Here is a 13,301-nt window from a genome sequence, read left to right as displayed (position 1 = left end):
CGTGAACCCGCTACTCGGTGAGCGCCCGGACGACCGCATCCGCGAGCAGGCGGCCACGCAGCGTGAGGCGCACCCGGTCGTCGCGCAGCGCGGATGCCGGGTCGATGAGCCCGTCGGAGATCAGTTCGGCCACCCGGACTCGGTAGTCCTCCGCGATCTCCGAGATCGGAAGACCCTCGGCGAGACGGCTCTGCAGCAGCACGCGCTCCAGGGTGCGCGCGCGAGTGTCCGGCTGTTCGCGGCCGGCGGCGGGAGAGTCCCCGGAGCCGAGTCGCTGCGCGTACGCCGCAGGATGCTTGACATTCCACCAGCGCAGACCGGCGACGTGACTGTGCGCGCCGGGCCCGAAGCCCCACCAATCCGCACCCCGCCAGTACGCCATGTTGTGCAGCGAACGATGGTCCACCTGCGGGTCCGCGGACCGGCGCGCCCAGTTGCTCACCTCGTACCAGTCGAATCCGGCGGCGGCGAGTCGCTGATCGGCGGCCTCGTACATGTCGGCCTGCAGGTCGTCATCCGGGGCGGGTACTTCGCCCCGCCGGATCTGCCTGGCGAGTTTCGTGCCGTCCTCGATGATGAGTGCGTAGGCGGAGATATGGTCCGGCTCCAGCGCGAGGGCGGCGTCCAGGGACTGTTCCCAGTCCGACAGCGATTCCCCGGGGGCTCCGTAGATGAGGTCGACGCTGACATCCAGGCCGGCGCTGCGCGCCGCCTGGACCGCGGTGTCCACGTTCTCGGGACGGTGCGTGCGATCCAGTGCCGCGAGTACGTGCGGGACGGCGGACTGCATGCCGATGGAGAGTCGGTTCACGCCGGCTTCCCGCAGTGTCTGCACCACCTCCGGAGTCACCGTGTCCGGATTCGCCTCGACGGTCACCTCGGCGCCGTCGCGGATCCCGAAGGCCTCGGATGCTGCGTGCAGCATGCGCGCGAGATCACCGGCGGGCAGAAGAGTGGGCGTGCCGCCGCCGAAGAAGACCGTGTCCATCGGACGCAGCGCGCCGGCCTCGTCGAGCACCCGCCGCGCCAACTCGATCTCGTGGATGAGCGTGTCGGCGTACTGGTCCTGGCGCGCGCCGCGCAACTCGGTGGCGGTGTACGTGTTGAAGTCGCAGTACCCGCAGCGGACGCGGCAGAACGGCACGTGCAGGTAGGCGGAGAACGGCGTCGTCGTGTCGACGTGCAGGTCCGCGGGCAGCCTGCCGTCCGTCGGCGCCGGATCGCCCAGCGGTAGCGGCCCTGCCATCAGATCGGCGTCGCGTACAGCGGCGAGATCGCACGCAGGTAGCGGGCGAAGAGCTCGCGTCGACGTCGACGCACCAGACCGGGCAGGCGGTAGAGCAGCGAAGCCGGGGCGTCGAAGGCGCGCACGGTGAACCAGACCTCGTCGGTCGCCTCGCGCCACTCGATATCGAAGGACTCCTCGCCTCTCACCACGGATCCGCCCAGCGTGCCCAGCACGAAGCCGACCCGGCGGCGCTCCTCGGTGACCGAGATCACCCGCAGCTCGGCATCCGCGCGCATTCCCTTGACACGCCCACGCAGCCGCAGCGTCATGCCCGGTGCCGCGAACGGGGTGCCCTCGGCATCGAAGCGCTGCTCCAGCTGAGTGCGGTTGGGGGCGATCGGCGTGCCCTCCGCGTCGAAGCTGACGCCGGTGTACGCGGCGCCCGACTCGGGGCGCACGTCGCTCAGCTGCAGTCCGGCCGCCCGCTGCGCCGTCCACGACAGCAGCGCCTCGGCCGCTGTCCGGAAGCGGTCCTCCCCGCTGCCGATCCGCCACGAGTCCTCAGCGGGGATGCTGTGCTCCGGCGGATACTGCATGAGATCGGGGGCGTGAGTCGCCCCGACCGCGGCGTAGTCCACCGTACCTTCTCGGAATGTCCCGCGACGCATGGGTTCAACACTACGGGACGCACCTGGACGGGACATCACGACCCGCCCGTGGTGGTCCCTGCGCCGGGCCCACGCGCCCCGAGGCTCACAGCGACCCGAAGCGGCGCTCAGCGTGGAGCGCGGGAATCGAAGGGCTACTTCTTGTCCTTCCCCTCGACGTCGCCGGACAGGGCGGCGATGAACGCCTCCTGGGGAACTTCGACCCTGCCGACCATCTTCATGCGCTTCTTGCCCTCCTTCTGCTTCTCGAGCAGCTTGCGCTTGCGGCTGATGTCGCCGCCGTAGCACTTGGCCAGCACGTCCTTGCGGAGGGCGCGGATCGTCTCGCGCGCGATGATCCGCGCGCCGATGGCCGCCTGGATCGGCACTTCGAAGTTCTGTCGGGGAATGAGCTTGCGCAGGCGCTCGGTCATGAGGGTGCCGTACGCGTACGCCTTGTCGCGGTGCACGATCGCACTGAACGCATCGACCTTGTCGCCCTGAAGCAGCACGTCCACCTTGACGAGGTCGGCTGTCTGCACGCCGGCGGGCTCGTAGTCCAGCGAGGCATAGCCCTGGGTCCGCGACTTGAGATGGTCGAAGAAGTCGAACACGATCTCGCCGAGCGGCATCATGTACCGCAGTTCGACGCGCTCCTCGCTGAAGTACTCCATGCCCAGCAGCGAGCCGCGTCGGGACTGGCACAGCTCCATGACGGTGCCGACATAGTCCTTGGGCAGCAGGATCGCCGCCTTGACCATCGGCTCGGCTACCGATGCCACACGCCCGTCCGGATACTCGCTCGGGTTCGTGACGGTGACGGCCTCGCCCGCGTCGGTCATGACCTCGTAGATCACGCTCGGCGCCGTCGTGATCAGGTCGAGCCCGAACTCGCGCGAGAGCCGCTCGGTGATGATCTCCAGGTGCAGCAGACCGAGGAAGCCGCAGCGGAAGCCGAAGCCGAGCGCCACGGAGGTCTCCGGCTCGTACTGCAGGGATGCGTCGGAGAGCTTCAGCTTGTCGAGCGCCTCCCGCAGATCGCCGTAGTCGCTGCCGTCGATCGGGTAGACACCCGAGAACACCATCGGCTTGGGATCGGTGTAGCCCGGGAGCGCTTCGGATGCCGCCCCGCGCGCCGTCGTGACCGTGTCACCGACCTTCGACTGCCGGACGTCCTTCACGCCCGTGATCAGGTAGCCCACCTCTCCCACGCCGAGACCTTCGGACGGGATCGGTTCCGGGCTCGACACGCCGATCTCCAGCAGGTCGTGCGTCGCCTGGGTCGACATCATCTGGATGCGCTCGCGCGGCGAGAGGTTTCCATCCACCATGCGCACATAGGTGACGACGCCCCGGTAGGCGTCGTAGACGGAGTCGAAGATCATCGCCCGCGCCGGAGCATCGGCGTCGCCGACCGGGGCGGGGATCTCCTGCACGATCCTGTCGAGCAGGTCCTCCACGCCGACGCCGGTCTTGCCGGACACTCGCATCACGTCCTCGGGGCGTCCGCCGATCAGATCGGCGAGCTCCTTCGCGAACTTGTCGGGGTCGGCAGCCGGCAGGTCGATCTTGTTCAGGACCGGGATGATGGTCAGATCGTTCTCGAGCGCGAGATACAGGTTGGCCAGCGTCTGCGCCTCGATGCCCTGCGCGGCGTCGACGAGAAGGATCGCGCCTTCGCAGGCCGCCAGCGAGCGCGACACCTCATAGGTGAAGTCGACGTGCCCCGGCGTGTCGATCATGTTCAGCGCGAACGTCTGCGGGCCCGCCGCCGCGTCTGCGGCCACCTGCCACGGCATCCGCACGGCCTGGCTCTTGATCGTGATCCCGCGCTCGCGCTCGATGTCCATCCGGTCGAGATACTGGGCGCGCATGTCGCGGTCGGCGACCACACCCGTGATCTGCAGCATCCGATCGGCCAGGGTCGACTTGCCGTGGTCGATGTGAGCGATGATGCAGAAGTTGCGGATCTGCGTGGCGGGCGTCGCCGACGGCGACAACGGGGTGATAGCGCGGGGTGACATGTGGTCCTTGAGGCGGCCGGAAGGGTTCTGCCAAGTCTACGAGTCGGGTGCGGAAAACCCCATTCGGAGATACCGGTGATAGTCTCGCGAAGTTGCCCGCCCGTCGTGACACCGAGTGTCGCGATGCTCAGGACTCCATCACAGCCGGCCGCGCTGTCGGTGTGCGTAATCGCGCGGATGATGCTTGAATATCATCCCGACCCAGCGTTGCGTCGGCAGATCCCGCGCGTGCTGTAGAAGAGAAAGAATCACCACCTTGATCAAGTATCTCGTGCGCCGGACACTCGGCTGGCTGCTGATGATCGTGGTCGCGACCAACGTCACCTATTTCCTGGCCTGGTCGTTCCTCGATCCGCACAGCAACTACGTCGGCCGAAAGCCACCGATGAGCCCCGAGCAGATCGAGAACCTGCTCCGCCCGCGCAATCTCGACGCGACCGTCCCGCTGATCGAGCGGTGGTGGACCTGGTTCTCCGGCATCATCTTCCAGTGGAACTGGGGGGTGAGCCCGACCGGCGGCTCGGTGAACGATCAGGTGGCGTTCCGCATGTGGGTCAGCGCGGAGCTCGTGCTCGGCGCCACGATCATCGCAACGCTGCTGGGCATCTGGATCGGCGTCTACACCGCATCCCGCCAGTACAAGCTGGGTGACCGCATCTGGCAGGGCGTCTCCATCGTCACGATGAACATCAACATCATCGTCGCCGGCCTCGCGGTGGTGATCCTCGCCATCAACTTCAACAACTGGGTCGGAACCCGCGTCTTCTACGTGACCGGATCCTCGACCGAGGGAGTGACCGGGTTCTTCCCGGTGATCATCGACGCGCTGCAGCATCTCATCCTGCCGACCATCGCCCTGGTCATCATCGGCTACGCCCAGTATCACTTCCTGCAGCGCACCCTGCTGCTGGACAACATCAGCGCGGATTACGTGCGCACCGCACGCGCGAAGGGACTGACCAAGCAGCAGGCCATCCGCCGGCACGCGCTGCGGACCTCGCTCATCCCCGTCGCCACGCAGGTGGCGTTCTCGATCCCGGCGATCTTCACCGGCGCGATCCTGACAGAGACCATCTTCGCCTGGCAGGGCATGGGCCGATACTTCCTGACCACCATCAACGGAAACGACGTGCACGGCGTGGTCGCCGTCGCCGCCTTCGGCGCCGTGCTGACCGCCATCGGCGCCCTGCTCGCCGACATCGCCGTCGTCGTCCTCGACCCGCGAGTGAGGGTGAGCTGATATGAGCACCGACATGATCGACCCCACCGTGCAGCCGCAGGTCGGCCCCCAGACGACCGACGAGCGCGTCCCCGCCAAGCAGCTGAGCAAGTGGACGCTGTACACGCGCCGCTTCATGCGCAACAAGCCGGCCGTGGCCGGCGTAATCATCTTCATCCTGATGGTGATCTACTCGATCGTCGTCCCCCTTCTGACGCCCTACAAGATCGACGATCAGGACTTCCTGAACCTCAGCACGGGCCCCTCCTCCGAGCACTGGTTCGGCACCAACGCGGCAGGCAACGACAACTGGCTGCAGACCGCCGTGGGACTGCAGCGCTCGCTGATGATCGCTCTCACCGTGTCGATCGGCGTCACCGTCCTGTCCGCCGTGGTGGGTACGGCCGCCGCGTACTTCCGCGGCCGGGTCGAGCAGATCACCCTGATCGTCATCCACTTCCTCATGGTGGTGCCGACCTTCCTGATCCTCGCTCTGATCTCCAATGACGCCGGTGGGGACTGGCGGGTGATCTCCCTCGCGATGATCTTCGTGAGCTGGTTCTTCCCCGCCCGCGTCATCTGGACGCTGGCCCTGTCGCTGCGCGAGCGCGAGTACGTCGACGCTGCCCGTTACATGGGCGTCTCCGGAATGCGCATCGTGCTGCGCCACCTGGTCCCGAACATCGGCTCACTCCTCGTGATCAACTTCACGCTCGGCGTCGTGAGCGCGGTGATGACCGAGACGGGCCTGTCGTTCATCGGGTTCGGCGTGAAGCTCCCCGATGTCTCGCTCGGTTCGCTGATCGGGTACGGCGCCGCCAGCGTCACGAGCGCACCCTGGCTGTTCTACTTCCCCGCCCTGGCGCTGACCCTGCTCACCGTCTCGATGGCGCTGATCGCGGACGGCCTGCGCGATGCCTTCGATCCCACCTCGTCGGCTGGAGGCCGCGCATGAGCACCCCCACCACGAACATCGTCCTCTCCGTCCGCGACCTCACGGTCAGCTTCGCCTCCGAGGCCGGGCGCGTCGACGCGGTCCGCGGCGTCTCCTTCGACCTCGAGGCCGGTAAGACGCTCGGAATCGTCGGCGAATCCGGCTCCGGCAAGTCCGTCACGTCACTCGCCATCATGGGCCTGCTCGACGAGAACGCGAAGGTCACCGGCTCCGTCCAGTTCGAGGGCCAGGAGCTGCTCGGCAAGTCCGACAAGCAGATGTCGATGATCCGCGGCAACGGCATGGCCATGGTCTTCCAGGACCCGCTGACCTCGCTCACGCCCGTCTTCACCATCGGCGATCAGCTCGTCGAGGCGTTGACCGTGCACCGCGGACTCTCCAAGAAGGAGGCCTGGGAGCGGTCGCTCGAACTGCTCACCGTCGTGGGCATCACCAACCCGGAGCGGCGGATGAAGTCCTTCCCGCACGAATTCTCCGGCGGCATGCGTCAGCGCGTCGTGATCGCCATCGCCATGGCGAACAACCCGCGGCTGATCATCTGCGACGAGCCCACCACGGCCCTGGACGTCACCATCCAGGCGCAGATCCTCGATCTGATCGAGAAGGCTCAGGACGAGACCGGCGCCGCGGTGATCATGATCACCCACGACATGGGCGTGGTCGCGCGCACCGCGGACGACGTCATGGTCATGTACGCAGGCAAGCCTGTCGAGCACGCGGCCGCGCACGAACTGTTCCACAACACCCGGATGCCCTACTCGATCGGTCTCCTGGGCGCGATTCCCCGGGTGGACAAGGCCGAGAAGGAGCCGCTGATCCCGATCAAGGGCAACCCGCCCCTGCTGATCGATCTGCCGGACGCCTGCCCGTTCGCCTCGCGCTGCCCGATCGCGATCGACGCCTGCGTGCGACGCGAACCCGACCTCGAACCGGTGGTCACCAGCGGTGGCGAATTCCATGAGGCCGCCTGCATCCGGGCGGATCAGATCGACGATGACGGGCTCATCGGCGGGCTGCCGGTGTACCCGCCCGTCGTGATTCCGGAGAGCGAGCTCACCCGCGTCCCCCGCGAGCAGCGGCCGGTCACCCTCGAGGTCCGCAACATGGTGAAGACGTTCCCCCTGCTCAAAGGCGCGCTGTTCAAGCGCAAGGTGGGCGAGGTGCACGCCGTCAAGGGCATCAGCTTCGATGTCCGCGAGGGCGAGACCATGGCCATCGTCGGCGAGTCCGGTTCCGGCAAGACGACCACGCTCCTCGAGATCATGAACTTCGAGAAGCAGGAGGACGGCGACATCATCATCGCCGGCACCAGTGTCAACGGACTGCACAACAGGAAGCTCGAGCGGGAACTGCGCCACGACATCCAGATCGTCTTCCAGGACCCGATGGGCGCCCTGGATCCGCGCATGACGGTGACCGACATCATCGCAGAACCGATGCAGGCCATCGGGATGCCCCGCGACGAGATCCAGACGCGCGTGCAGGAGCTGATGGATCTGGTGGGCCTGAATCCGGCGCACCGCGATCGCTTCCCCGGTGCCTTCTCCGGCGGTCAGAGACAGCGCATCGGCATCGCTCGCGCACTGTCGACGAACCCGAAGATCGTGGTGCTGGACGAGCCGGTGTCCGCCCTGGACGTGTCGATCCAGGCCGGCGTCATCAACCTGCTCGACGAGCTCAAGGCGAAGCTCGGTCTCTCGTACCTCTTCGTGGCGCACGACCTCTCTGTCATCCGCCACATCGCCGACCGTGTCGCCGTGATGTACCTCGGCGAGTTCGTCGAGCACGGTGACGTCGACGAGGTCTTCGAGAACCCGAAGCACCCGTACACGCAGGCTCTGCTGTCGGCGATCCCCGTGCCGGACCCCGACATCGAGCGCACGCGCCAGCGCGTGATCTTCGACGCCGAGAGCATGAGCACGCGGCCCGCGACTGTCTGAGAATCATCCGATATGTCGGTCAGGTAACCGTCGGGTCACCGTCCGATAACGGTTAGTCACGATTCACTCGTCGTCGCCGCGAACGCATCGCGACGCGAACTAATCTTCCCCTTATGACACGCCGAAAGGCGAAAGGAGCACCATGAAGCAGCACAAGCTGATGGGAGCGCTGGCACTAACCGGCGCTTTCGCACTCGCACTGAGCGGGTGTGCAGCCAACACCGGCAACACCGGTGACGGCGGCGACAAGGGCGGCGACAAGGCCCCCGAGACGCAGGCCGCGGACTACAACCCGCAGCCGCGCGAGAACCTCAAGCAGGGCGGCACCGTCAACTTCCCGATCAACGAGATCCCGGAGCAGCTGAACGCGTTCAACGGTGACGCCAGTGCCGACACCGCGCGCGTCGCTGCCTGGTACATGCCGCAGATCATCCTGATGAAGCCGGACGGCACGCTCTACAAGAACGACAACTACCTCGACGAGTGGAAGGACGAGGTCAAGGACGGCAAGACGGTCCTCACCTTCACCTTCACCGACAAGGCGACCTGGAACGACGGCACCCCGATGGACTGGACCGCCATCGACGCCACGTGGAAGGCCAACCGCTCGAACGATGAGGGCTTCGTCCCGAACGCGATCGACGGCTACAAGGAGATCGAGAAGGTCGAGCAGGGCGACACGCCCAAGACCGCGATCGTCACCTTCAAGAGCGAGTTCGCCTGGCCGCAGATGCCGTTCAACGGCGGCGTCATCCACCCGAAGCTCGCCGACCCCGAGACCTTCAACACCGCGATGATCGACAACCCGCACCCCGAGTGGGGTGCCGGCCCGTACACCATCGACAAGTTCGACGCGAACACGGACTTCGTCTCGTTCAAGCCGAACGACAAGTGGTGGGGCGACAAGCCCCTGCTCGATGAGGTCACCTTCAAGGGCATGGACGCACAGGCCTCGATCAACGCCTTCAAGAACGGCGAGATCGACACGGTCGGCGTGGCGACCAAGGACCGCCTCGCACAGGTCGCGGACATGAAGGACATCACGATCCACCGCGCTCAGCAGACCGCAAACACGATCCTCGAGGTCGACGCCGAGAAGCCGCAGTTCAAGGACGTCGAGGTTCGCAAGGCGTTCTTCATGGCGATCAACATCGAGCAGCAGAAGAAGATCGCGTGGAACGGCCTGGACTACACGGAGGACCCGGCTGGTTCTCTGACTCTGTTCTCGTTCCAGCCCGGCTACAGCAACTCGCTCGAGAAGGCGGGCTGGAAGTACGACCCGGACGCCGCGAACAAGATCCTCGATGACGCCGGCTGGGAGAAGGGCTCCGACGGCATCCGCGAGAAGGACGGCGTGAAGCTCTCGGTCACGTACCCCGTCTTCAGCGACGACCCGACGCAGGCTGCGCTCGCGCAGTCGATGCAGAAGTCGGTGAAGGAGGTCGGAATCGAGCTCAAGATCGATGTCCGCCCCTCCAACAAGTTCGCCGAGGACTACAACTCCAAGAACTGGGACGTCGCAGGTCTGCGGTTCACTTCGTCCGACCCGTTCGGTGCGGCCTGGTTCTTCCAGCTGTACGGTCAGGACCAGGGTCTGAACCTGTCCGGTGTGCAGAACGCCGAGACCGACCAGAGGATCCACGACGAGGTCGAGTCCATCAGCGACCCGGTCAAGCAGACCGAGGCAGCGATGAAGCTCGAGGCCGAGATCTACCAGGAGTGGGGCATCATCCCGCTTTACAACGGTCCGTCGATCTCCGCAGCCAAGAAGGGTCTGGCCAACCTGACCCCCGAGCCCTACGTGGGCCTGGACCTCTTCGGCGTGCAGCCGGTGGAGAACGTGGGCTGGGAGAAGTAATCCTTATCTGATCCGCTGAGCTTCGGCCCGGCGATCGCGAGCGGGGCCGGTGGTTCATCCACCGGCCCCGCTTTCCTATGCTGGGAGTGTGGCTGTCCAGGTCGTTCTCGTACATGGCATCCGCACCTCCGCGACCATGTGGCGGTCGCAGGTGGCGTGGCTCGACGAGCACGGCATCCCGGCGCACGCCGTCGACCTGCCGGGACACGGCAGCCGGATGGCGGAGGCCTTCACTCTGGAGGGCGCGCTGCTCACCATCGACTCGGCCGTGCGCGACGCGGCCCGGCAGGGCCGGGTGCTGCTGGTCGGGCATTCGATGGGCGGTCTGCTCTCGCTCGAGTACACCGGCTCCGCAGAGCCTCCCCCGGTCGCCGGGCTGCTCGCGGCGTCCTGCACCGCGCTTCCGCGGGGTGCGGCTCTGGGCGCGTACCGCGCCCTCGCCGGTGCGGTGGACCGTCTGCCTCGGCGCGGGCTCTGGGTCACCGAGCGGATGCTCGCCGCGACGATCCCCGCCGAGACGCGGGCCGACTATGCGGCGGGCGGCTACGCCCTCGACGCGCAGGCGACCGCCCTCCGGAGTCTGTCATCACTGGATCTCGCCGCGGCGGTCGCCCGCATCCGGGTGCCGCTGTGGTTCGTGAACGGGCAGTACGACCAGCTGCGCACCCATGAGGCACTATTCCGCCGGCTCGCGCCGCACGCCGAGCTGGTCGTGGTACCGCGCACCACGCACCTGGTCACAGCCATGCGCCCCGAGGTGTTCAACGCGGTGCTGGGAGTGGCAGTGGCTGTCGTGCGCGAGCGGTCATGAGGCCTCCGACGACCGAGAGCACGGCGGCCATCAGGAAGACCAGCCAGAACCCGCCGACCATCGCGACGAGCGCGGCACCCAGCACGGGGCCGATCAGCTGACCCAGCGCCGCCGTGACGTTGACGATCCCCAGGTCACGACCGTGATCCTGCGCATCCGGCAGCAGGTCGGTGGCGAAGGCGAGGCCCACGGTCGAGAAGGCGCCGTAACCGACTCCCATCAGCGCTGCCGCGACGAGCGTCATCTCGAAGGTGGGCTGGAGGACGATCACCACCCCGGAGGCCGCCTGCACGAAGGTGGCTGCGACCGTCAGTCGGCGCCGCCGACCAGTGCGGTCGGAGAGGATGCCGGTGAACACCGAAGCGACCACGACGAACACCGTGTACACCACGATCAGCAGCAGCAGGTTGTCCTGCGCCTGAGCGCTCGGCTGATCCAGCCCATGCAGCAGGAAGAAGAGGAACAGCGCCGTGCCGAGCGCGTTGCCGATGTTGACGACGAGCCGTCCCGACAGCATCCAGGCGAAATCCCGATCACGCAGCGAGGCGAGGCGCGGACGCGTCCCCGAGCGCGGAGGCAGATCGGATGCCGTGGCAGGAGGATCCGGCAGCAGCAGGGCGGCAGACGTACCCACGACGGCGATGACGGCGGCCAGCAGGAGGTATCCGGCGAGGACTCCGAGACCCAGCAGCACCACCAGCCCGGCGCCCAGGACGATTCCGACCGCCTGGCTGGATCCCACGGCGGAGGAGGCCGCACCGCGCTGGGACGGCGGAAGCTGATCTGCAATCAGTGCGGTGAACGCAGCGGATGCGACCGAGACGCCGATCGACACGCCCACCCAGCATGCGCCCACGAGCCACGGTCCCTGTGCGAACCCGGTGAGCACGAGGAACCCCGCCGCGACCCACACGCCCACGAGCGCCCAGGGACGGCGACGCCCTCGGGAGGACCGTGACCTGTCCGAGAGCGCGCCGACCAGCGGTCCGGCGATGATCCCGGCGAGACCGCCGACGCCGAGCACCACGCCGGAGGAGACGACACCGCGGATCCAGTCCTCCTCGGCCGTGTCCAGCTGCAGGGGCAGCAGCAGCTGCACAGGCGTCAACTGCACTGTCCAGATCGCGAGCCAGGCGAGGGTGAACAGGGTCATCCACCCGGAGCCGACGCGCGCCGTACCGGTCATCGGGCGTCCCCCCGCACGGCCCGGATGAGGTCCCGGTACCAGGCGTACGAGGCCTTCGGTGTGCGGATGCCGGAGTCGAAGTCCACGTGCACGAGTCCGAAGCGCTGTGTGTACCCGTCCGCCCACTCGAAGTTGTCCAGCAGCGACCACACCGTGTACTCCTCCACGCGTACGCCCTGAGCCCTCGCCTCCTCGACGGCCGCGATATGCGCGCTCAGGTAGGCGATGCGCTGGTCGTCCTGCACCGGGCCGGCCTCGCTCGGCTCGGGGAAGGACGCGCCGTTCTCGCCGATCACGATGGGCGGCATGGCGGGATGCCGGTGGGCGAGATCCAGGAGAAGGTCGCGCAGTGCATCCGGAACGATGGGCCAGCCGAATCCGGTCACCGGCGCATCCGGCGTCGGCAGCAGCTCGAACGGCAGGGGTGCCTCGCCGGGCGCCGCGGCGACCGTCGTGGGGTTGTAGAAGTTGACGCCGTAGAAATCCAGCGGCGCGGCAATCAGCCGCATGTCGCCGTCCCGCACCGGCATCGCCGGCAGACCGAGCGCCTCGATGTCGGGGTAGACGCCGGCCAGCAGAGGCTCCGAGAACATCCGGTTGTGGATCGTGTCGTACATGAACGCGGCCAGGAGGTCCGACTCGGACGCGCTGGCGGGCAGCACCCGGGTGTGGTTGTTCGTGAGGCCGACCTGCGTGGCGCCAGCCGCACGCAGTGCCGCCGCAGCGAGGCCGTGGGCCATCAGCTGGTGGTGCACGGTCGGCAGCGCGTCGAACAGCAGCTGCCGGCCCGGCGCGAGCTCGCCGATGCCGTACCCCTGCAGAGTGGTCATCGCGGGTTCGTTCAGCGTGTACCAGCTGCGCACCCTGTCCCCCAGACGATCGGCCACGAGGGTCGCATAGTCGCCGAATCGCTCCGCCGTGTCACGCGTCATCCAGCCCCCGGCGGCTTCGAGCTCGACGGGCAGCTCCCAGTGGTACAGCGTGGGGAACGGTGTGACACCCCGCTCCAGGAGGCCGTCGACCAGCCGGGAGTAGTGATCGAGCGCGGCGACACGGGCGGGGCCGGCGCCACCGGGCTGGATGCGCACCCACGGAATCGAGAAGCGGTACCGGTCGACGCCCAGTCCGGCCACGAGCTCGATGTCATCGGCGGTGCGCCGGTAGCTGTCGCACGCGGGCTCCGCGGTGCTCCCGTCGACGACGGCACCGGGCCGATCGACGAAGTCGTCCCAGATCGAGCGACCTCGGCCGTCGGCGGTGCGCGAACCCTCGATCTGGAAGGCCGCCGTGGCTGTCGACCAGCGCAGGGGCGGCAGTCCGACAGCGGGCTGTGGGGAGGTCATGGGTCTCCTCTGACTGCGTCGTCGTTCGTGTGACCTCGATTCTGCACCCCGTGTCACGATCTGCGCGACTGAATCCCGCGCGGGTCGTGC

Annotated in this window: 10 protein-coding genes; 5 read left to right on the top strand and 5 right to left on the bottom strand. The window is 67.4% G+C overall.

All coding sequences use genetic code 11. The annotated features are described in order from the left end of the window. Positions 1-10 precede the first annotated feature (10 nt). From hemW to lepA, 3 genes are all read right to left on the bottom strand, one after another. Positions 11-1,246 carry a radical SAM family heme chaperone HemW gene (gene hemW, locus ACFQY2_RS11420; RefSeq protein WP_378745928.1) on the bottom strand — a complete coding sequence of 412 codons (1,236 nt, stop codon included), beginning with the start codon at positions 1,244-1,246 and terminating at the stop codon, positions 11-13. Then, positions 1,246-1,896, bottom strand: a complete 651-nt coding sequence (locus tag ACFQY2_RS11415; RefSeq protein WP_378745927.1) for a DUF1990 family protein — start codon at positions 1,894-1,896, stop codon at positions 1,246-1,248. The genes hemW and ACFQY2_RS11415 overlap by 1 nt, the downstream gene beginning before the upstream one ends. Before the next feature lie 134 nt (positions 1,897-2,030). Then, complete coding sequence (gene lepA, locus ACFQY2_RS11410; RefSeq protein WP_378745926.1) at positions 2,031-3,899, bottom strand: translation elongation factor 4; 1,869 nt, start codon at positions 3,897-3,899, stop codon at positions 2,031-2,033. A 256-nt stretch (positions 3,900-4,155) separates the two neighbouring features. On the opposite strand from lepA, the gene ACFQY2_RS11405 reads away from it, so the two are divergent. The 5 genes from ACFQY2_RS11405 to ACFQY2_RS11385 all read left to right on the top strand — a co-directional run bounded on the left by ACFQY2_RS11405 (position 4,156) and on the right by ACFQY2_RS11385 (position 10,682). After that, a complete protein-coding gene (locus ACFQY2_RS11405) occupies positions 4,156-5,139 on the top strand; it encodes an ABC transporter permease (protein ID WP_378745925.1) in 984 nt (327 codons plus the stop codon). Between the two features lie 13 nt (positions 5,140-5,152). Further along, positions 5,153-6,073, top strand: a complete 921-nt coding sequence (locus tag ACFQY2_RS11400; protein WP_378745924.1) for an ABC transporter permease — start codon at positions 5,153-5,155, stop codon at positions 6,071-6,073. Then, complete coding sequence (locus tag ACFQY2_RS11395; RefSeq protein WP_378745923.1) at positions 6,070-8,013, top strand: dipeptide ABC transporter ATP-binding protein; 1,944 nt, start codon at positions 6,070-6,072, stop codon at positions 8,011-8,013. The genes ACFQY2_RS11400 and ACFQY2_RS11395 overlap by 4 nt, the downstream gene beginning before the upstream one ends. Positions 8,014-8,155: 142 nt before the next feature. Then, the gene (locus tag ACFQY2_RS11390; RefSeq protein ID WP_378745922.1) at positions 8,156-9,871 is read left to right on the top strand and encodes an ABC transporter family substrate-binding protein; all 1,716 of its coding nucleotides are present in this window, start codon (positions 8,156-8,158) and stop codon (positions 9,869-9,871) included. Positions 9,872-9,959: 88 nt separating this feature from the next. Beyond that, the gene (locus ACFQY2_RS11385) at positions 9,960-10,682 is read left to right on the top strand and encodes an alpha/beta fold hydrolase (RefSeq protein ID WP_378745921.1); all 723 of its coding nucleotides are present in this window, start codon (positions 9,960-9,962) and stop codon (positions 10,680-10,682) included. Here the strand turns inward: ACFQY2_RS11385 and ACFQY2_RS11380 are convergent. Then, positions 10,633-11,868, bottom strand: a complete 1,236-nt coding sequence (locus tag ACFQY2_RS11380; protein ID WP_378745919.1) for an MFS transporter — start codon at positions 11,866-11,868, stop codon at positions 10,633-10,635. The two genes, ACFQY2_RS11385 and ACFQY2_RS11380, sit on opposite strands and share 50 nt — an antisense overlap. Beyond that, positions 11,865-13,211 carry a GH1 family beta-glucosidase gene (locus tag ACFQY2_RS11375; RefSeq protein ID WP_378745918.1) on the bottom strand — a complete coding sequence of 449 codons (1,347 nt, stop codon included), beginning with the start codon at positions 13,209-13,211 and terminating at the stop codon, positions 11,865-11,867. Before ACFQY2_RS11375 ends, ACFQY2_RS11380 begins: the two co-directional genes overlap by 4 nt. Between the last annotated feature and the right edge of the window lie 90 nt (positions 13,212-13,301).

The organism is Microbacterium sp. GCM10027623, from assembly GCF_042666935.1.
Lineage (GTDB): Bacteria > Actinomycetota > Actinomycetes > Actinomycetales > Microbacteriaceae > Microbacterium.
This window is presented reverse-complemented; position numbering and strand designations above follow the sequence as displayed.